This window comes from Afipia sp. DC4300-2b1, assembly GCF_049895725.1.
Taxonomy (GTDB): domain Bacteria; phylum Pseudomonadota; class Alphaproteobacteria; order Rhizobiales; family Xanthobacteraceae; genus Afipia; species Afipia broomeae.
Genome location: NZ_JAFCSX010000001.1, coordinates 579712 through 598764 on the forward strand (window position 1 = coordinate 579712; position 19053 = coordinate 598764).

The window sequence follows — 19053 nt, forward strand, 5'->3', positions numbered from 1 at the left end:
ATCGGCTTCATGTGAGAGGAAAAAGCGAGTCTGATCCGGGGAGGAGGACAAGGGCGGATCAGACTCGCGTCAGGCGCTTACTCGCGCCAGAAGGGCTTGCTGGCTTCGTAGGCGAAGTCGCTCCAGCTCGCGCCGACGTCGTGAAAGTCCCTGTCGCTCAGGCGGGCCAGTTCTGCCCGGCGCTTGGAGCGCTCGGCCCAGGTGTGGAACAGGTCGGAGATCGCAGCGGCGACCGGGTGCATCGTTGAGTGATGATGATTTGTCATCAAATTGGTGGTGTGAGCAGACATCGTAGCCTCCTGAAATAAATCTGATGGTGCGAATATCGGCGCGCGACCCCCCATTGACAAACGATAGCTTGTCCCCTGTAATATGAGATAATCTCATGCGTTAGAGGCGCCGATGACCGCCAGACTTCCTTCCCTGAACGGTTTGCGCGCTTTCGAGGCCGCCGCACGGCACCTCAGCTTTACCCAGGCTGCGCAGGAGTTGAACGTCACCCAGACCGCCATCAGCCACCAGATCCGGCGGCTGGAGGAAGAACTCGGCATCCGGCTGTTCATCCGGCAAAGCCGCGCGCTGGCGCTGACGCCGCAGGCCGCCGAATATCTGCCGGGCATCCGTGCCGCGTTTCAGGATTTGCGCACCGCCACCGACCGCCTGCTGCGTAAGGGCGACGATCGCGTGCTGACGATCAGCACCCTGACATCGCTCGCGGTGAAATGGCTGCTGCCCAGATTGTCGTCCTTTCAGGAACAGCATCCGGAGATCGACGTTCGCATCACCACCTCGACCGAACTGGTGGATTTCCGCACCAGCAATGTCGACGCGGCGATCCGGTACGGACAGGGACGATGGCCGGGGCTGGACGCCGAGTGGCTGATGGCCGAACATCTGTTTCCGGTTTGCAGCCCAAAACTCCTGACTGGCGAACGCGCGCTGCGGCGGCCGGAAGACCTGGAGCATGCCACGCTACTGCATACGTCCAGCACCATTGACGACTGGCGCCTTTGGCTCACCGCAGCAGGCCTGCCCGCGCACCTGTCGCAAAACCGCGGGCTGACATTCGATCTGGCCTTCATGACCATTCAGGCCGCCATCGACGGTCTCGGCGTCGCCATGGGTCACACCGCCTATGTCGCGGACGACGTTGCGAATGGACGCCTGGTGGTGCCGTTCAATGTCTCCATGCCGTCGGCGGGCTACTACTTCGTGACGCCGCAAGACAGGCCGGCGACCCCGAAACTCAACCTGTTTCGCGACTGGCTGAGAACGGCGGCGAAGCAGTAACAGCCATGCCGGTCAAAAAATCCCAAGATTTGCATGACACTGCGACGACATGCAGCCACGATCACGCCCGCGAGGCGGTGCAGCGACTGCGACGCAAAAAAAGCTCTATCCCGCACCGGGTAGTCGTTTTCACTTTGACATCAACTTGGCGACCGTGATCACTTCTCCTCTGCCGTGAAGTCGGGAAATCAAGCAGCCGTATCTCTGCTTTGAATTACATCGATCAGGGAGGATCGCCATGGAAAAGTCGATGCCGCTCACCTCGCTCGAAACTTCGGAACACACAATGATTGCGCGTCGCAAATTCCTGAATTTTCTGGCAGCGAGCCCGCTTGTCGCGACCCCGACGGTCACCTCCGCCATCGCATCGGTTTTTGCTTCCATGCCGGACCGGGCGCTTGCGCAGAGTTACGACGTCCTGCGCGGCTCGCGCCGCGCGCTTGGTCCGGACGGGATCATCACCGCCCCGGGGGACGCGTTGAATGTGTTCGAGTTCGAGCCTGCGGCGAAGAAAGCCGTGCTGGCTCAAGATGCGCCGGCACATTGGGGTTATCTGGAAAGCGGAGTGGACGGCGACGTCACACGCGATGCCAATCACACCGCTTACGCTCATTACAATATCCGCGCGAAACGGCTGATCGACGCCCGCAAGGTCGATACCAGCGTGAAAATTTTCGGTGAAACCTGGCGCAGCCCCATCTTCCTCTGCCCGGTCAGCAGTCTGGGCGCCTACGATCCGGAGGCGGGAGTCACAGCGGCTCGCGCCGCCGGCAAGCGCGGACATCAGATGATCCTCTCGACAGTCGACAACGCGAGCATCGCCGACGTGAGCAAGGCGCACGGCTCACCGGCCTGGTTTCAACTTTATCCGACAGATGACTGGACCGTGACGCAGGCACTGGTGAGCCGCGCCGAAGCGGCAGGTTGTCCCGCCATCGTCCTTACGGTCGATCGGCAAGGCGGACGCAATACCGAGGATCTGTTCCGTATGCGGCGTCAGGATCAGCGCGACTGTTCGGGCTGTCACACGCCCGGCTTTGCAAATGAAGTCAGCCGCAAGGCCAACTTCGCCGGCCTCGACGTTTCGAAGGTCAATAATCTTTACGGCACCGGCATGACGTGGGACTTCGTCGATCGGCTGCGCGGGATCGTGAAGGGCAAGCTTCTGCTGAAGGGCATTGTCACCGGCGAAGACGCCAAGGAAGCGTTGCGCCACGGCGTGGACGGTCTTCTCGTTTCCAATCACGGCGGACGCGCCGAGGAAAGCGGACAGGCCACGATCGGTGTTCTGGCTGAAATCGTGGACGCGATAAGCGGCCGTATTCCGGTTCTTATCGATGGCGGCGTGCGTCGCGGCACCGATGTCCTGAAGGCGCTTGCCGTCGGCGCGGCGGCCGTCGGCATTGGCCGCCCCTATGTGTGGGGTCTCGCCTCATTCGGCGAACCCGGCGTTGACCGCGTGCTCCAAATTCTGGACGACGAATTCATCACCATCATGCGCCAAACGGGCGCACTTAATGTCGGTCAGATCACGCGAGATACGGTTACGCGGGCCTAGCCGCAAAACTTCCGACGCGGGACGGTGGAAATGACGCCCGAAGAGATTCGAGCTCCTCCCCTCCAGATTCGTGGTTTGGGCTGAACCATTGAATCCATTGAGATCTGTTACCGTAACACCCCCTCGTTCCTGCGATAACTCTGGAAATTCGCCTGGCCAGGCTCGCGAGGCAGGTGATCGTCCACCATCAGATGTGCCACGATGGCTTTGAGCAACAGGGATCGTGCAAACACGAAATCAGACAGTCGAAGGCGGAAGAAAGGAGTTTGGTCTGCTCGCTAAGAAGGTGTCCTAGCCTTAGCAGGAGACCAACATGATCAAGGCGGAACTGACGAGCGAATTTAACAAGAGTGGGAACCTGGATATTCCCGCATCTCTTCGGGCCTTACTCGACGAAGCAACAAGGTTTGTTCAAACACAGTTTGATGCAAAAGCGCATCAAGCTGCCGTTTCCTTTTCAGGAAAGGGGCTCGATCGCCGCCGGCTGATCCGGGTGCTGGACTTCATCGAGACAAATCTTGAAAACGATCTTGATCTTGATCGTATGGCTTCGGTTGCGTGCCTTAGCCGGTTCCACTTCTCCCGAAAGTTCAAGCAGGCTGTCGGGTGTTCTCCCCTTCGCTATGTCAGCAAGCGGCGTTTCGAGCGGGCCAAGGCCTTGCTCAGTCAGGGCGATCGATCCTTGATCGATATTGCGCTTTCGTTCAGATTTTCCAGTCAGGCCAATTTCACGCGCGCGTTCAAGCGCGCGACGGGACTGGCTCCCGGCCAGTATCGTCAGCAATTTGGCTGGCGAAAGGGAGTTTCGATTGCCGAAGCTGTGGTGTGGTAACGACGTCAACCCTGTTCGCTGAATGCGGACGGAGAACATCGCAATGGCTGGTTAGTCGGAAATTTATCCGGCAGACCGAACGCGGCCTGACCTCCGAAATCATGTCGAAGACCACATCTGATTTCGAAAGTCAGAGCCGAGACCGCGGTAAATGATTGGACAGATCGAACTTACCGGGACCGCTGTGGATGTCCGTCCGCCAATGCGTCTTCCAGACACCGTATGATCTCATCGCCGCTCGCGGGCTTGCTGAGATAGCAACAGGCGCCCGCCTCCATGACACGCTGCCGCATGGATTCCGTCGGGAAAGCCGTCATGAAAACGATCGGAAATCGCCGACCCGTCGCGACGAGGAGCGCCTGCATCTCATCGCCTGTCATCACACGCATCTGGATATCGGCAATCATGCAATCCGGATCGAGCGAATCTTGCATAAAATCAATGCCGGATGGATACGTGCGCACGCTATACCCAAGCGAGCGCACCAGACTCGCCAGGGAGGTGCGAACCCCCTCGTCATCGTCCACAATCGCTATAGTCGGTGCTTTGGGCATGGGCTGGCATCCTGACCACCTACAGCACACGAGCGGCCGATGGGGATCGTGCGGCGGTAATCCATTCCTTTATGCACGCATGCCTGACGCGCCGAAACTATACTCAGGTTTGGTCCTCACCTCCGCCCTTGCGAGACAGCCCGAGCGCTTCCGCCTTCCTCACAAGATCCGCCAGCGATTTGACGTTCATCTTGCGCATCACATTGCCGCGATGGATTTTGACCGTAATCTCGCTGAGGCCCATAAGGCCGGCGACCTGCTTGTTCATCAACCCGGATGTCACGTGCCCCATGACCTCGCGTTCGCGGGCCGTCAGCGCAGCGTATTCGGCGAGGAGCTGACCCTTTGCCGTGGCGATGCTGCGGCGCTGAACATCGCGTTCCAGTGCCGCTGTGACGGCATCCAGAATGTCCTGATCTCGAAACGGCTTCGCAAGGAAGTCTATGGCGCCCGCCTTCATGGCTCGGACCGACATCGGGATGTCCCCGTGCCCTGTCATGAAGATGATCGGAAAATCGAGTCCCTGACGGGCCAGTTGGCCCTGAAGATCGAGCCCGCTCACGCCGGGAAGCCGGACGTCCAGAACAATGCAGCCCGGGCCGGCCGGCATTGCACCAGCCAGCAGTTCGGCCGGAGAGCCGAACAGGCGGGTCGAGAGGCCCACAGAGCGAAACAGGCTGTCGAGTGAGGCGCGAATGGCCGCGTCATCATCCACGATAATGACCGTGGCCGGTGACGACCCGGTCTCGGCACCCTTGCTGTCAATCGGTAGCTTCATTAGGGAGCTGGAAGTTGGACGGCCGGCAGCCTCAAACGAAAGGTCGCCCCAAGGCCGGATGGACTCTCGGCAGTCATCTGTCCCCCATGAGCTTCCATCGTCGTGCGACAGATCGCAAGCCCCATTCCCATGCCTCCGTGCTTCGTCGTGAAGAAAGGCTCAAATAGCCGCGTGAGATCGTTCGTTGCGATGCCAGGGCCGGTGTCCGTGATCGTAATGACGATGTCGCTGTCATCTGCCGTATCCGCGGCAACAGAGATATGGCGAGGCGTACTTTGTCCAGCCATCGCCTGGGCCGCATTGATAAACAGGTTCACAAAAACCTGCTGAAGCTGAACTCGATCGCCACGGATTTGAGGCAACTCCTGCGATGCAGTGAATGACAGGGCAACCTCGCTCTTCGCCAGCTCACGCTCAACCAGCAAGGCCGCGTCCGCGATGATGTCGCAGATCTTCAACATATCCTTCGGCGCCGGGACCTTCTCGACAAAACCACGGATACGGGTGACGATCGCTCCGGCGCGCCTGCCCTCATCCACGACTCTGCACATCGCAGCGGACACTTCTTCCAGATCGGGAGTATCCCGCTGAAGCCACCGCAAGCCGGCTTCGCCGCTGGTCACGATTGCCGCGAGCGGTTGATTGACCTCATGAGCGATGGATGCACTGAGTTCACCCAGTGTTGCGGCGCGTGCAGCGCGGGCAAGCTCCGATTGAGCCGCCTGAAGAGCGTCCTGAGCCCGCCTGCGCTCGGTCACATCGACGACGAAAACCAGCACGTTGCGGTCATCGTCGGGCGGGAACGTAATCGTAAAAATTGCCGGGATGCGATGGCCGTCCGCATGCATCACCTCGGTCTCCCCTTCATAGAAGGGGTCCTTCCGTGCGAAGGACAGCAAGGCATGGATGAAAGTCCTGTCGTTGTTTGGCAGGATATGATCAACGCATCCTACAGAATCTGAAGAACTTTCGGCTCCCACCATCGCTTGCAGCGCCGGATTGACCTCCCTGATCTTCGCCAGCAACCTGGCTTGCTTGACGAAGCCGGGGTGTCGCGCCAGATAATCGGCCAACTCCGCATCATCGACGTCCAAAGAATTCAGCGCCTGCCGAACCCCGGTCCAGTCTTCTTCCGCGACACCGATACGGCTGGCATCAAACATCCGCCGGTAACGCCGCTCGCTTTGCACCAGAGCGTCATGTGCCGCGATGCTCTCGGAGATGTCGGTATAACTCTCCAGCACGGCGATCGGATTGCCAAGGCGGTCGCGCTGCAAGACCCACCGCGCATCCACCGTCAGCGTGGTACCAGCCCTCGTGCGCTGCTTGACCTTGCCCTCCCACCGTCCGGCATAGAGGAGCGCGATCTCAATGGTATTCCTCTCGGTCGAATAGGTGGTCTGTAGCAGATCGTCCGCCACCCGGCCTATGGCGAGTCCGCCAGGCCAGCCGTAGGTCTCTTCCGCGGCTCTGTTCCAGAACGTGATGACCCCCGCCCGGTTTCTGACAAAAATCATGTCATGCGAAAGGTTGAGTAAGCGCGCTTGATCTGACAGCCGCTTTGTTGCCGCCTGGTTCTGCAATGCGAGCGCCATCGTAATGCCGATGGCGGCAAAGCTCATCAGCAAGCGTAGCGCGGCAGAATCAAGAGCAAGATGATGTGCCGACAGATAAGCTAAAATCGTGAGGACGACAGCGCCTGATGCCGCAACGAGAACATCCGCGCGTTGCATCGTTCGCGCCGCCAGGAGGATGACGACGACGTAACCGACAGCAACAGCGCCCTCAAGCGGCGTGAGAATATCGACAAGGAAAACCACGCCCGCAAGGACGGCTGCCGATATCCGATACGCCGCACGGCTCATCGAAAAATCCATCGCCTGCTCATAGGCGGCCCTCACCAAGATTCGTGCAATTCGACATCGAGATTGATGGCAATATAACAGCCGCCCCAGGCCGCATGAAGGTTCGCCCCCAGGATAGTTTCACCGCATACCAAGGTATGATGCGGCCAAACCTACAACCTAAATCCATCAACCGCGCGTAGAATGGTGGCTGGTGGGCGATGAAATACCTTGCCAGCACGGCTTTCGAACAGGCCTGAGGCAAGGAAATTCATTATGGTGCTGCAATCGCTTCCTGCGACGCAACAGGCAACCAGGGTTGACCCGCAGTCGATCGAGATCCTCCGGATCAATCACACGCCGGCGAAAAATTACACCAGTCGGGCAACGTCCGGCGACGTCATTCTTGCCCTTCAGAATCTGGATATTGCGCTGTCGATCAAGACGGACCAGCCGATCATGATGGAGACAGGCGAATCGACCCGGGATTCAGTCATCCGGCGCCTCACCGAAGCTCTCGTCGCAGCGGAATCCGCGCACGACACCTATTCCGGCATTTGCGCTGATGCGCTGCGTCTTGCAATCGTCACTTACCAGGCGATCCGGCAGGCAGAACAGCCGTCCAATCGGGGCCGCAACGCGCGATCCCTTCAGAAATGGCGCCTTAAGCGCGTGCTCGAATTCATCGACCACAATCTTGCGAAAAAGATCGGTCTGGAAGACCTGGCCGCCGTCGCCGGTCTGAGCAGGATGCACTTCGCTGCCCAGTTCCGGGTCGCAACCGGGCAGCGCCCCCACGAACTCCTGCTGAGACGCCGGATTGAGCGAGCCGAAGATCTGCTAAAGCAAGGTGACATGCCGCTGGCGGAGATCGCGCTGGAGGTCGGCTTCCAGACGCAGGCGCATTTTACGACAACGTTCAAACGTTTTACCGGCGACACGCCTCATCAATGGCGCTGCGCTCATCTCGCGATGTGCAGCCCCCTGCCTGCTAATCGCGAGGGACTCTCGTAACCGGCTTCAACAAATCCCGCAGAAAAGTCCGACGGACGTGGGCGCTTCGCGCGCCGCACGAAACTCCGCATCGTTGACTCGGATGCCGCTGACCAAGGTCAGAGCATCCGATTGGCACCAAGAAATTCATGGGCGGAGCGGCAACTCTCACACAAAGGAAAGGCTGTTGGCGGCACGCCCCGAGAATCTCGAAACACAGGGCGACTGCGCTAACCTTGGAGCCGGTCATTTTGCCGGCTCCACCCAGGTTCGGTATTTTCTGCCGGCCTCGGCAGGCGACCGCTATGCCTGCTTGAGCTTGGTCACCGTTGACTGCGGCACGCCGGCGAAGTTGTTGCTCAACAGGTAACGCGGGCTGGATTGCACCCACTTGTTGAGTTCAATTTCCTCGAACTTGCCGTTATCCCAGGTCTGGACGATTTCGAGATCCTCGTTACCGATGTTCCTGATGGCGTGCCCGTAGCCCTGCGGAATGTAGGCCACGTCACCCGGGTTGAACTCGGCGACCTTGCTGCGTCCGCCCGAGCCGAACATCACCACTTGCGCCTTACCGCGCAGATAGTAGTGCCATTCGTTGGCGTTCACGTTCCAGTGCAGCTTCTTGATGGCGCCGGGTTTGAGGGTCATCAAGCCGCCCGACATGGTCTTCGAGGCTGGCCACTCATCGACCGTCGCGAGCCGGAAAGTCCCGCCGTCGAAATCGCGCACAGCCCGGTTGTCGTGCAGCAGGCTGAACTTGTGCGTCGACTCCCGTGGCCAGGGCGCATCGAGCGCGTCGGAGACCGGCAGGACCGGCCCCGCCTGGATATAGGTTTCACCCTTGGGGAAAGCGTCAAACACATCCTTGGGCAAGCCGAAGTCGAGGGCAAGCAGATCCTTGGGCGTCACGTCAATCCAGTCGGTGATGGAGAATGTGCCGTGTTCGGAGAACGCGCCGTTGTCGAAAGACAGGATAAAGTGGCAGGGCTTGTCGCCAATCGTCTGGATCGAATGACCATGTCCCTTCGGGAAGTACCAGAGGTCACCCGGTCCATAGTTGTTGATCTCGCTTGCCCCCGACGGGTCGAGTACCACCGTCTGGCAGCGGCCGTCGATCACGAAGGCCCATTCCGCTGCGATCGCATGCCAGTGCAGTTCGCGCGATGCACCGGGATCGAGGAACATGTGGACGCCTGCGATCCCCTTGCTGATGGGGAACTGGTGGACGGTGGCTTCTTTCGCCCAGCCGCCCGAGGTCACTTTCGGAATGTTGCCGTCGAGCGGGAAGCGGAAATCGGGAAGCGCGGCCACATCCTTCGGATCGTGGTAGGTGACTTTGTCGCCAGGCGGCAGTTCGACCGCTTGCCGTGCGATGCCGCCGTCACCCGCCTTGAACTGGGATGACGCGGCTTGTGCATTTGTCAGTGCAGACGCCGTCAGAAGACCTCCGGCGCTGGCAGCAAGGATATGGCGGCGTGACATGGGGTTCATGACATTCTCCTGTGTTCAATCGTGGGGCCGCAACTGCGGCATTTCTTCCATCAGGAGACGATAGGCGGTTGAGCGATCAACGCCTTTGCTCGGCATGCTGTCGCTTTGTCATTCCTTGCCCCATGAATCCGCGGATGGAGCAAAGGCAAAAGCCGGGTTCGAGAGCGCATCACGATTTCCCGCCGGACTTCGAGACGATCTTCGACAGCAATGGGCGACAACAGCCCGGCAATTCGTGCAAAGCCGCGGCTGACAAGACCTCACATATACGAACGACCGAACCATTCGATCGCCGGCCAATCATGCCAGGAGATAGTCGTGTCGTTCTTCCGATCTCAACACGAGCACGCTGGCCGGATTCGCCTCTTCACGCGCTGCATGCAAAGCGAGCTGGTCTGTTCGATCAGCGCTGTCTTGGTTGCCATCCAAATGAGGGATGTCGCCAGCTTGCTCGTTCTCGCGGCCCGCGTGATGAGCCTTGCGACATCCTTGGCGATGCCGCGCCGGAATGCCACCGGGCAGGATCGCTCTGCGTCCATGCAGCCTGCTCTCGCTCATTCGCCAGTTTTGCTGACAGCCAGTTCCGGACCAGGAGATATCCATGACTACGAACTCGAACAATGAAGTCATCAATCACGATCGCCGCCGGCTTTTAGGGACCGCTGCAATCGGCATCGCATCCCTCAGCACCTCAAGTCTGCTTTCTTCCGGGCCGCCTGCCGTCGCGGCTGAAGCCAGTGAGGCCGTCCACCCGTTCCGCATTGACATTCCCGAAGAGCAGATTGCCGATCTTCGGCGGCGCATCGCAGCGACACGCTGGCCCGACAGGGAGACGGTCGCTGACGATTCCCAGGGCGTGCGGCTCAAGACTGTTCAACAGCTCGCAAAGTACTGGTACGCCCACCATGACTGGAGGAAGGTCGAGGCGCGGCTCAACAGCCTGCCGCAGTTTATCACTGAGATCGACGGACTCGATATTCACTTCATCCACGTTCGCTCGAAACATTCGAATGCGCTGCCGATGATCGTCACCCATGGCTGGCCGGGCTCGATCATCGAACAGATGAAGATTATCGAACCGCTGACCAACCCGACGGCCCATGGCGGGACCGCGGCGGATGCGTTCGACCTCGTCATCCCCTCGCTTCCCGGACACGGATTTTCCGGCAAGCCGACGGAGCCCGGATGGACTCCTGTTCGCATTGCGCGTGCATGGACGACCCTGATGCGGCGGCTCGGCTACAAGCAGTTCGTGGCGCAGGGCGGGGATTGGGGTAATGCCGTCTCGGAAACGATGGCATTGCAGGAGCCGGTCGGGCTGCTCGGCATTCACACCAACATGCCGGCGACAGTTCCGCCCGAGGTTTCGAGAGCCCTGTCGTTCAACCAGGCGCCGCCTGCCGGTCTTACCGGCGAGGAGAAACAGGCATGGGATCAACTCGACGTCTTCTACAAGAAGGGGCTGGGTTACGCCATCGAGATGTCGAATCGTCCGCAGACCCTCTACGGGCTGACCGATTCGCCTGTCGGGCTCGCAGCCTGGATGCTCGATCATGACGCCCGCAGCGAGGAGATGATTACCCGCGTCTTCAATGGACAGAAGGAAGGACTCTCGCGCGACGATGTTCTCGACAACATCACGCTCTACTGGCTCACCAACACCGCTGTCTCATCAGCCCGCCTCTACTGGGACACGCATCAGGTCTCGACCGCCGGCTTCTTCGATAGCAGAGGCGTCAAGATTCCCGTCGCAGTCAGCGCATTCCCCGACGAGATCTACACCGCGCCGCATAGCTGGGCCAGGGACGCCTATTCCAGGCTCATTCACTACAACAGGATGAGCACGGGCGGCCACTTCGCCGCGTGGGAGCAACCCGAACTCTTCGTCGACGAAATGCGTACGTCGTTCCGTTCGCTCCGAAACGCTTCGTAGTTCAACCGGCGGCGCGAGCGAATGCCGCGCCGCCATTTCACACATGTTCCATCATGAACCGGATTTCGGCATTCTGCGCCCGACATGCAGCGCTCGTTTTCGCGCTGAGGACATTTGCGGCTGCAATGCTGGCATTCTCCCTCGCGCTTCTGCTGGAAATGCCGCGTCCCTACTGGGCGATGACTTCCGTCTACATCACATCAAGCCAGCTCATCGGAGCGACGTGGTCCAAGGCCGTCTATCGCATGCTTGGAACACTGATCGGAGCTGCGGGGACGATCCTGCTGATTCCGAACCTCGTCAATGCCCCCGAACTGCTCAGCGTAGCTATCGCGCTCTGGGTCGGCGTATTCCTCTACCTGTCGCTGATCGACGGAACGCCGCGCAGCTACGTCTTCATGCTGGCGGGCTACACGGTCGCACTCCTTGGATTTCCGATCCTTTCCACACCGCAACTGACATTCGATATCGTGTCGGCCCGCGTGCAGGAAATCCTGCTTGGCATCGCCTGCGCCAGCGTTTTCTCGATCCTTGTGCTGCCGCGAACCGTCGCCGCCACGATTGCAGCGCAGGCGGACGCGTGGCTCGACGGCGCACGCCGGCTCGCCATCGATACGCTGACCCGCCGCGACAACAATCAGGAGCGCGACAGCCAGCGGATGCAGCTCGCGGCAGCCGCCTCGGAAATCGACCAGCTCAGCCGGCACCTCGGCTACGAGATTTCCACATCCGCAAACATCGCGCGCGGCTTGCAACGGCTTCAGCAACATATGCTGTGGCTTCTTCCTCTGCTGGCGGCCATCGAGGATCGTCAGACAGGAATTGCCTCACATGCGGAAGCCTGCGCGCGCATGGCTGCGCTCAGCGCGAGAGTCGCGGACTGGCTCGCCAAGAGCGGTCAGGCAGGACAGGAAGCAACGCAATTGCGCAGCTCGCTTGGCGAGGAGCTTTCGCAACTCGATGCGGACGCCACATGGGTCAACGCCATGACCGCCGCATATGCTTTGCGGCTGCGGAATCTCATTGACATCACGCTGGATTGCCGGCTCCTGCGCAACGCGATTGCCGACGGCAGCGATCCGGACTTCCTGCCGCTCGCCTTCATTCCCGACACATTGACCGCTTCCGTCCAGCACCGCGACTACCGGCTTGCGCTGTGGAGCGCGGCCACGGCCGCGTTTTCGATCCTCGCCTGTTGCACGTTCTGGATTGCCACGGGCTGGGTCGACGGCGAATCAGCCGCGATATTCGCGGCCGTCCTCGGCAGCCTGTTTGCCGGCGTGGACGATCCGCTTCCGACATACCGCAACTTCTACAAGATCATCCTGCTGGTCATTGCAGTCAACGGAATCTACATGTTCGGCATATTGCCGCGGATCACAACTCTCGAGATGCTGATCGCCGCGCTGATGCCGGCATTCGTGCTGTTCGGCTGGATGTCGGCACGCCCGGCCACTGCACGCGCCGGCACATTTCTTGCCATCTTCACCTCGGTACACCTGGCGCTGAATTCATCTTACACCGGCGATTTCGCGTCCTTTGCCAACGGCAGCGTATCGCTCTTTTTTGGCGTCGTACTCACCGCCATTGTCAGCGGAATTGTCCGTCTGTCCGTTTCGGAGTGGGTGGCGGAACGCCTGCTCTCCAGCAACTGGAAGACGCTGGCCACGGTCACCGAGGGCCGGACGTGGCAGCAAAGCGTGGCCATCGCCAGCCTTATGCAGCACCGCCTTGCCCTGCTGGCAACGCGGATCACGGTGGTTCCTGCCGAGGCAAGGAGCAACGCCGCCCATCTTCGTCAGCTTCGCACCGCCTTGAACATCATTGATCTGCGCCGAGCGAATCCCGAACTGTCATACCACGCAAGGCGAATGATCGATGCCCTCGTCGATCGCCTCGGATCGGCCTTCCGAACTCAAACAGCCGGGCGGCTTTCGAGTGAACTGGTTGGTCCGCTCGATAACGCGATTGCGATCACGTTGCAGGAAGTCGCGAGTCCGGCGCGCAATGAAGCGCTCATCGCTCTCACAGGCATGCGTTTCGGACTATTTCCCGAGACGCCGGAGTATGAGCCGCATGAACCTCAAGAGATGAGATTGATCGCATGAAGTACGAACTTGATCTCTTCGGCATCGTCATTCCCAGCCTGCTGCTCTGGGGTGTGGTTGCAGGCGTGCTCACACGCATCGCCAGCAAGTTGCTGATGCGCGCCGGAGTCTACCGAGCGGTCTGGCATCCGGCGCTGTTCGATTTCGCACTCTATGTCTGCATGGTCACCGGCCTTGTGTTCGTTTCCAAGGAGTTTCTGTCATGAGCATCTTTATGCATCTGCTGCGCCGCTTCACTCTGACCGGGGCGATGATGGCTCTCGCGCTCTGGTCCGGCTACAAACTGTGGGACTACTATTTCGACGCGCCCTGGACCCGCGACGGTCACGTGCGCGCCGATGTCGTGCCCATTGCTCCCGATGTCTCGGGCTTCGTCACTGATGTCCTTGTCAAGGACAACCAAAAGGTCCGGCGGGGCGATGTACTCTTCCGGATAGATCAGGCGCGCTATGCAATTGCGCAGGCCCAGGCGGTAGCCGTGCTGGAAGGCAGGCGCGCAATGCTCGAACAGGCCAATGCCGACCTGAAGCGCTACAGCGCCCTCACTCCCGACGTTGCCGTCACCAAGCAGAAGCTGGATCAGGTCGTTGCCACCCAGGGTTCGGCGAAGGCAGCCTACGACCAGGCCGTCGCGGACCTCAGCCTTGCCAAGCTGAACCTTGAGCGCAGCGAGGTGCGGGCCTCCGTCAATGGCGTCGTCACCAACATGGAGTTGAGACCCGGGACCTATCTCGCTTCCGGAAAAGGCGTGATGGCGCTGCTCGATTCGGACACGCTTCGCGTCGAGGGCTATTTTGAGGAAACCAAGCTGGCGCGTATCCGTGCAGGCGACGCTGCCAATGTGCGGCTGATGGGCAGTGACCATACGCTGCGCGGAAGCGTGGAAAGCGTTGCGGCGGGCATCGAAGATCGGGATCGGAGTGCGGGAAGCAGCCTCCTTGCCAATGTCAATCCGACATTCAACTGGGTGCGGCTGGCGCAACGAGTTCCGGTTCGGATCGCGCTCGACGATGCCGCGCGCAGCGAACTTGTTTCCGGAGCGACAGCGACAGTGGAAGTACTCGGATCGAACACCGGCAGCTTGAAATCCGTCAAGGTTCGCGACGAACGATGCGAACCTCATTCGGGTCACAGCCGGATCGTCCCCGTGCGGCTGGATCAGGTCATGAGCACCTACCAGGAGCGCTAACCCAACGGAACGCCGAACAGTTCATTTCGTCCTGCACACAGGACATGTGTACCGCCGCATCGCATCAGAGACGTAAAGGAAATCAACCATGACACGCACAGTTGCAGATCAGTTCGCCGAAACGCTTGCCGCAGCAGGGGTCAAGCGCATCTACGGCATTGTCGGTGACAGCCTGAACGGCCTCACCGATTCGATTCGCCGCCAGGGAAAGATCGAGTGGATTCACGTCCGGCATGAAGAGGTCGCGGCCTTTGCCGCCGGCGCGGAGGCCCATCTGACCGGAGAAATCGCTGTCTGCGCCGGAAGCTGCGGACCGGGCAACCTCCATCTCATCAACGGCCTGTTCGATTGCCATCGCTCGCGCATGCCGGTACTGGCGATCGCCGCGCACATTCCGTCCGCGGAGATCGGTTCATCCTATTTTCAGGAGACCCATCCCGAGTCCCTGTTCAAGGAATGCAGCCATTATTGCGAGCTGGTCTCCGGCGCCAATCAGATGCCGCGCACGCTCGAGGTCGCGATCCGCGAGGCGGTCGGCAAGCGCGGCGTTTCGGTTGTGGTGATTCCGGGCGACGTCGCGCTGCAGCCCGCCACCGACGTGCCGCTGTCCAAGGCCGCAGCACTTCTCCCGCCGCAGCCGTTGACGGTGCCGCCGGCCGCCGATCTCGATCGTCTGGCAACCATGCTGAATGACGGCGCGCGGGTGACAATTCTCGGCGGCTCCGGTTGCGCCGGGGCACATGACGAATTGCTGGCGGTTGCCGGAAGGCTGCAGGCGCCTGTCGTCCATGCCCTGCGCGGAAAGGAGCATATCGAATGGGATAATCCATACGATGTCGGCATGACCGGCCTGATCGGCTTTTCGTCGGGCTACTATGCCATCCGCGACTGCGACGTCCTTCTCATGCTCGGCACGGACTTTCCATACCGGCAGTTCTATCCGGAAGGAAACAACGTTCAGATCGCGCAGGTTGACATTCGCCCCGAGAATCTCGGCCGCCGCGCGGCGGTCGACCTTCCTGTGGCGGGCGACATTCGCACGACCCTGCAAGCCTTGCTGCCGCGTCTCGAGCAGAAATCGGACCAACACCATCTCAAACAGGCTCAAAAGCACTACGCCAAGTCGCGTCGGCAGCTTGATGAACTGGCCGACGTGAAATCGGGAAGACGACCGATCCATCCGCAGCAGATTGCAAAGGCCATAAGCGACCATGCAACGGAAGATGCAATTTTCACTTGCGATGTCGGACTGCCGACCGTATGGGCCGCTCGCTATCTGACAATGAATGGCAAGCGACGGCTGCTCGGCTCGTTCTGGCATGGTTCGATGGCCAACGCGATGGCGCAGGCCATCGGCGCGCAGGCTGCATTTTCCGGCCGACAGGTGATCTCGCTGTCCGGCGACGGCGGCTTCTCCATGCTGATGGGTGATTTCCTGACCCTCGCGCAGCTCGGATTGCCGGTGAAGGTTGTGGTCTTCAACAACAGCGCGCTCGGCTTTATTGAACTGGAGCAGAAGTCGACCGGCTTCCTGAATTTCGGAACTGATTTCAAGAATCCGAATTTCGCCGTCATGGCTGAAGCGGTCGGCATACGCGGCATTCGCCTCGAAGATCCATCGGAGGTCGAACAGGGTATCGCCGAAGCGCTCGCATATGATGGGCCCGTTCTGATCGACGCCGTGGTCAGCCGAACTGAACTCGCCATGCCGCCCTCCATTACGATCGAAATGGCAAAAGGCTTCTCGCTGTACATGGCCAAGGCAATCATCAGCGGCCGCGCCGACGAAGTCATCGACCTCGCCAAGACAAATCTGTGGCGCTGAGAATTTGATCTATGGGTCGCGAGGCCGCGAAGCGAAGCGCGGCGAATTTAAGTCGCCGCCAGCTACAGTGATGTGATGGACGCCGGCAGTTGCTCTCCTGCCGGCGTTTTCAATAGCTCGCTTCAAATAAAGAACCCGCCCAGCAGGAGCTGAGCGGGCCAAGTCTAGGGAGGGACGCCAGTTGGGGACTGGCGAGAGTTAAAATATCCGGTCTGTTGCTTCTGCCAAGTGCGGAGCGAGGTAGTGAGCAATTTGTGCAAACGAACCCGACACATGAGCAAGCAATGACAATGACCGTTATCGGCATCTCAATTTCCAGACAACTCGGCGCGCAGGTATCGCGTGCGACAACGATCATTCGGTCGAGTCGAAATCGCTCTCGCCGGCGTTCAGCATCGACGCCAATGTGCGAAGCCCTGCATTGAGTTGATCCATTGTCGGAGACGCCAGCGCGAGCCTGACCGCGTTGGGCGCATGGCCCGGCGTCGCCGCGAAAGTCGTCGATGGCGTCAGCGCGATGTCGCGCCTTGCTGCGGCGGTGACCAGTGTTTGCGAGCGCCAGTGCGACGGCAGCGTCAGCCAGAGGTGATAGCAATTCTCATTCGTCTGAACTTCAAAATCTGAAAGACGATCGGCCGCCAGCTTCTGGCGTGCGCGCGCATCGAGACGTTTCAGCCTTGTTAGTTCGGCGACGGTGCCGTCGCCCATTAGCCGCTGCGCGGCGGCAAACGCAAACCCCGAGGCGATCCACCCGCCTGAACGCACCGAAGCCATGATGCTTTCGCGCAGCCGCGGCGGCGAAACAATGAAGCCCAGGGTCAGGCCCGGCGCGACTTTCTTGGACAGACTGTCGATGACAATGCAGGTTTCGGGCGCCAGCACTGCGAGCGGCGGCTGTCTGTCGAGAAAGCCATATACATTGTCCTCGATCACCGGAAGATTGAGCTTCTGCACAACGCGCAAAAGCTCCGCGCGGCGGGCTTGCGGCATTGTGATGCCGAGCGGATTCTGAACCGCCGGCTGAACGTAAATGGCGGAGAGATTGTTTTCCCGGTGCGCCTTCTGCACCGCGTCCGGACGCACACCGCTTTCATCCATCGCCAGCGGCACCAGCGAAATGCCGAGCCGTGCGGCAATGCCCTTGATGAAAGGATAGGTCAGCGCCTCGACGCCGCAGCGGCTGCCGGTGGGCACAATCGCGGCAAGCGCAGCGGCAATGCTTTGCCGCCCGTTGCCGGTGAAGACGAGCTGATCGGGCGACGGCGACCATCCGCCTTGCGCCAGATGGGCAGCGGCGATGCGCCGGATCGCCGGTGATCCGCTGCTGGTGCCTTGTCCCAAAGCCGCGTCGAGCGCCACGGGCTTTTCCAGCCCGTCCAGGCTTTTCGCGATCATCGCCGTCTGGCCGGGAAGCAGCGGATAATTGAACTCGAGATCGATCCGGATGCCGCGCGGCTCGTTCTGGGTGGATGAGCCGCGCCTGGCCGAGATGAAGGTGCCCCTGCCCACCTCGCCCACCACAAGACCACGGCGCAACAGTTCGGTGTAAACGCGGCTCGCGGTCGATACGGCGATCTTGCGCTCATAGGCAAAGTTGCGCTGAGGGGGGAGACGGTCGCCCGGCTTGAGGACGCCCTCGGCAATTTCGTCTGCGATCGCATCAGCCAGCTTCAGATATTCCGACTTTGGCATTATTGCACCGAGATCAATTTTAATATTGCACCGATACATATATCAGAACATTGTATCTCCATCAATTCGATTGTCCTGATCCGCAAAGGCCGCAGCGGCACGCTTCCTAAGCGTTTCGCCGAGGGATTTGCTTTGCCTCGCAAACAAGAGAGCCGAGGCACCGTCCGATCGCTACCACGGAGCAATGCCATGGAACTGACAGTTGTCACGGTCTTGGTCGCCTTCGCCGGCGTGTTCCTGATCGCCTTCATGCGCGGCGCATTCGGCGGCGGCTTCGCCATCATCGGCATCCCGCTGCTGTCGCTGGTCATGGACCCGGTCACGGCCGGCGGCCTGCTCGCGCCGCTCTTTATCGCGATGGATCTCTATGCACTGCGCTACTGGAAGCCTTCGACCTGGTCGAAGCCGGATCTGGTGGTCCTCGTGCCGGCGCTCGTAATCGGGATCGGATGCGGCTATCTGCTGTTTCGCGTGCTCGACCATCGTGCCATCGCAATCATGATGGCCATCATTACGCTGGCCTTCGTCGCTCTCTGGCTACTGCGGGGCGCGGACGTGACAACGCAGCCGCGATCGACACCAAAGGCGATCGCGGCCGGCTTTACATCCGGAATCACAACCATGGTGGCCCATTCGGGCGGACCGCCGCTTGCGATGTATCTGCTGCCGCTCGGCCTCAGCAAGGCCATCTACGCAGGCACCACAAGCATGTTCTTCACTGTCGGCAACGCGATCAAGGCGGTGCCGTGGCTGCTGATCGTGAAGCCGACGGAAAACGTCTGGATCCTGATGGGAATCTGCCTGTTTGCGATTCCACCAGGCGTCTGGGTCGGTTGGCGGCTACATGGTGCGCTGGATCAGCAGCAGATCTATCGCGCCTGCTATGGATTACTGACCCTGACGGCGATGAAGCTGCTGTGGGACGGCGTGTCGGGTTATCTTGTGTGATGCTCCCGTGTCCTGCTC

Annotated in this window: 17 protein-coding genes; 10 read left to right on the forward strand and 7 right to left on the reverse strand. The window is 60.3% G+C overall.

The window, feature by feature from the left end; all coding sequences use genetic code 11:
• Positions 1-77: 77 nt before the first annotated feature.
• Positions 78-290 (reverse strand): DUF1127 domain-containing protein, encoded by a 213-nt coding sequence (locus ACP7AL_RS02890; RefSeq protein ID WP_425988663.1) that lies wholly within the window; start codon positions 288-290, stop codon positions 78-80.
• Between the two features lie 112 nt (positions 291-402).
• Here ACP7AL_RS02890 and ACP7AL_RS02895 point away from each other — a divergent pair, with 112 nt between their 5' ends.
• The 3 genes from ACP7AL_RS02895 to ACP7AL_RS02905 all read left to right on the forward strand — a co-directional run bounded on the left by ACP7AL_RS02895 (position 403) and on the right by ACP7AL_RS02905 (position 3680).
• The gene (locus ACP7AL_RS02895; protein ID WP_006022300.1) at positions 403-1290 is read left to right on the forward strand and encodes a transcriptional regulator GcvA; all 888 of its coding nucleotides are present in this window, start codon (positions 403-405) and stop codon (positions 1288-1290) included.
• Between the two features lie 238 nt (positions 1291-1528).
• On the forward strand, positions 1529-2848 hold the full coding sequence (locus tag ACP7AL_RS02900) for an alpha-hydroxy acid oxidase (protein ID WP_425988666.1): 1320 nt from the start codon (positions 1529-1531) through the stop codon (positions 2846-2848).
• Between the two features lie 313 nt (positions 2849-3161).
• Positions 3162-3680 carry a helix-turn-helix domain-containing protein gene (locus ACP7AL_RS02905; protein WP_425988667.1) on the forward strand — a complete coding sequence of 173 codons (519 nt, stop codon included), beginning with the start codon at positions 3162-3164 and terminating at the stop codon, positions 3678-3680.
• A gap of 170 nt (positions 3681-3850) precedes the next feature.
• Here the strand turns inward: ACP7AL_RS02905 and ACP7AL_RS02910 are convergent, their stop codons facing one another.
• The 3 genes from ACP7AL_RS02910 to ACP7AL_RS02920 all read right to left on the reverse strand — a co-directional run bounded on the left by ACP7AL_RS02910 (position 3851) and on the right by ACP7AL_RS02920 (position 6889).
• The gene (locus ACP7AL_RS02910) at positions 3851-4234 is read right to left on the reverse strand and encodes a response regulator transcription factor (RefSeq protein ID WP_425988669.1); all 384 of its coding nucleotides are present in this window, start codon (positions 4232-4234) and stop codon (positions 3851-3853) included.
• 103 nt (positions 4235-4337) lie between these two features.
• On the reverse strand, positions 4338-5012 hold the full coding sequence (locus ACP7AL_RS02915; protein WP_425988672.1) for a response regulator transcription factor: 675 nt from the start codon (positions 5010-5012) through the stop codon (positions 4338-4340).
• Complete coding sequence (locus tag ACP7AL_RS02920) at positions 5012-6889, reverse strand: PAS domain-containing sensor histidine kinase (protein ID WP_425988675.1); 1878 nt, start codon at positions 6887-6889, stop codon at positions 5012-5014. The genes ACP7AL_RS02915 and ACP7AL_RS02920 overlap by 1 nt, the downstream gene beginning before the upstream one ends.
• A gap of 243 nt (positions 6890-7132) precedes the next feature.
• Between ACP7AL_RS02920 and ACP7AL_RS02925 the strand changes: the two genes are divergently transcribed.
• Positions 7133-7870, forward strand: coding sequence for a helix-turn-helix domain-containing protein (locus ACP7AL_RS02925; protein WP_425988678.1), 738 nt, complete (start codon positions 7133-7135; stop codon positions 7868-7870).
• Positions 7871-8152: 282 nt separating this feature from the next.
• Here ACP7AL_RS02925 and ACP7AL_RS02930 read toward each other — a convergent pair whose 3' ends face one another.
• Both ACP7AL_RS02930 and ACP7AL_RS02935 read right to left on the reverse strand, forming a co-directional pair.
• Positions 8153-9340 (reverse strand): cupin domain-containing protein, encoded by a 1188-nt coding sequence (locus ACP7AL_RS02930; RefSeq protein WP_425988681.1) that lies wholly within the window; start codon positions 9338-9340, stop codon positions 8153-8155.
• 300 nt (positions 9341-9640) lie between these two features.
• Positions 9641-9943 (reverse strand): hypothetical protein, encoded by a 303-nt coding sequence (locus ACP7AL_RS02935; protein ID WP_425988684.1) that lies wholly within the window; start codon positions 9941-9943, stop codon positions 9641-9643.
• Between ACP7AL_RS02935 and ACP7AL_RS02940 the strand changes: the two genes are divergently transcribed.
• The 5 genes from ACP7AL_RS02940 to poxB all read left to right on the forward strand — a co-directional run bounded on the left by ACP7AL_RS02940 (position 9942) and on the right by poxB (position 16395).
• Positions 9942-11273 carry an epoxide hydrolase family protein gene (locus ACP7AL_RS02940; RefSeq protein WP_425988687.1) on the forward strand — a complete coding sequence of 444 codons (1332 nt, stop codon included), beginning with the start codon at positions 9942-9944 and terminating at the stop codon, positions 11271-11273. The two genes, ACP7AL_RS02935 and ACP7AL_RS02940, sit on opposite strands and share 2 nt — an antisense overlap.
• Positions 11274-11326: 53 nt before the next feature.
• On the forward strand, positions 11327-13381 hold the full coding sequence (locus tag ACP7AL_RS02945) for an FUSC family protein (RefSeq protein WP_425988689.1): 2055 nt from the start codon (positions 11327-11329) through the stop codon (positions 13379-13381).
• On the forward strand, positions 13378-13587 hold the full coding sequence (locus ACP7AL_RS02950) for a DUF1656 domain-containing protein (protein WP_425988692.1): 210 nt from the start codon (positions 13378-13380) through the stop codon (positions 13585-13587). The genes ACP7AL_RS02945 and ACP7AL_RS02950 overlap by 4 nt, the downstream gene beginning before the upstream one ends.
• Entirely contained in the window at positions 13584-14570 is a 987-nt protein-coding gene (locus ACP7AL_RS02955) for an efflux RND transporter periplasmic adaptor subunit (protein WP_425988695.1), read from the forward strand. Before ACP7AL_RS02950 ends, ACP7AL_RS02955 begins: the two co-directional genes overlap by 4 nt.
• An 88-nt stretch (positions 14571-14658) precedes the next feature.
• Positions 14659-16395: a ubiquinone-dependent pyruvate dehydrogenase gene (gene poxB / locus ACP7AL_RS02960; RefSeq protein ID WP_425988698.1), complete on the forward strand. Its 1737-nt coding sequence runs from the start codon at positions 14659-14661 to the stop codon at positions 16393-16395.
• 354 nt (positions 16396-16749) lie between these two features.
• Here the strand turns inward: poxB and ACP7AL_RS02965 are convergent, their stop codons facing one another.
• Positions 16750-18087, reverse strand: a complete 1338-nt coding sequence (locus ACP7AL_RS02965; protein WP_425988700.1) for a PLP-dependent aminotransferase family protein — start codon at positions 18085-18087, stop codon at positions 16750-16752.
• Between the two features lie 189 nt (positions 18088-18276).
• Here ACP7AL_RS02965 and ACP7AL_RS02970 point away from each other — a divergent pair, with 189 nt between their 5' ends.
• Positions 18277-19035, forward strand: a complete 759-nt coding sequence (locus ACP7AL_RS02970; protein WP_425988703.1) for a sulfite exporter TauE/SafE family protein — start codon at positions 18277-18279, stop codon at positions 19033-19035.
• Positions 19036-19053: the final 18 nt, after the last annotated feature.

Excerpts from the sequence above, each read along its gene's own strand:
- ACP7AL_RS02945 (WP_425988689.1), top strand. The coding sequence starts at position 11,327 with ATGAACCGGATTTCGGCATTCTGCGCCCGACATGCAGCGCTCGTTTTC.
- ACP7AL_RS02955 (WP_425988695.1), top strand. The coding sequence starts at position 13,584 with ATGAGCATCTTTATGCATCTGCTGCGCCGCTTCACTCTGACCGGGGCG.
- ACP7AL_RS02965 (WP_425988700.1), bottom strand. The coding sequence starts at position 18,087 with ATGCCAAAGTCGGAATATCTGAAGCTGGCTGATGCGATCGCAGACGAA.
- ACP7AL_RS02935 (WP_425988684.1), bottom strand. The coding sequence starts at position 9,943 with ATGGATATCTCCTGGTCCGGAACTGGCTGTCAGCAAAACTGGCGAATG.
- ACP7AL_RS02925 (WP_425988678.1), top strand. The coding sequence starts at position 7,133 with ATGGTGCTGCAATCGCTTCCTGCGACGCAACAGGCAACCAGGGTTGAC.
- ACP7AL_RS02905 (WP_425988667.1), top strand. The coding sequence starts at position 3,162 with ATGATCAAGGCGGAACTGACGAGCGAATTTAACAAGAGTGGGAACCTG.
- poxB (WP_425988698.1), top strand. The coding sequence starts at position 14,659 with ATGACACGCACAGTTGCAGATCAGTTCGCCGAAACGCTTGCCGCAGCA.
- ACP7AL_RS02930 (WP_425988681.1), bottom strand. The coding sequence starts at position 9,340 with ATGAACCCCATGTCACGCCGCCATATCCTTGCTGCCAGCGCCGGAGGT.
- ACP7AL_RS02890 (WP_425988663.1), bottom strand. The coding sequence starts at position 290 with ATGTCTGCTCACACCACCAATTTGATGACAAATCATCATCACTCAACG.
- ACP7AL_RS02900 (WP_425988666.1), top strand. The coding sequence starts at position 1,529 with ATGGAAAAGTCGATGCCGCTCACCTCGCTCGAAACTTCGGAACACACA.
- ACP7AL_RS02970 (WP_425988703.1), top strand. The coding sequence starts at position 18,277 with ATGGAACTGACAGTTGTCACGGTCTTGGTCGCCTTCGCCGGCGTGTTC.
- ACP7AL_RS02915 (WP_425988672.1), bottom strand. The coding sequence starts at position 5,012 with ATGAAGCTACCGATTGACAGCAAGGGTGCCGAGACCGGGTCGTCACCG.
- ACP7AL_RS02895 (WP_006022300.1), top strand. The coding sequence starts at position 403 with ATGACCGCCAGACTTCCTTCCCTGAACGGTTTGCGCGCTTTCGAGGCC.
- ACP7AL_RS02910 (WP_425988669.1), bottom strand. The coding sequence starts at position 4,234 with ATGCCCAAAGCACCGACTATAGCGATTGTGGACGATGACGAGGGGGTT.
- ACP7AL_RS02940 (WP_425988687.1), top strand. The coding sequence starts at position 9,942 with ATGACTACGAACTCGAACAATGAAGTCATCAATCACGATCGCCGCCGG.
- ACP7AL_RS02950 (WP_425988692.1), top strand. The coding sequence starts at position 13,378 with ATGAAGTACGAACTTGATCTCTTCGGCATCGTCATTCCCAGCCTGCTG.
- ACP7AL_RS02920 (WP_425988675.1), bottom strand. The coding sequence starts at position 6,889 with ATGGATTTTTCGATGAGCCGTGCGGCGTATCGGATATCGGCAGCCGTC.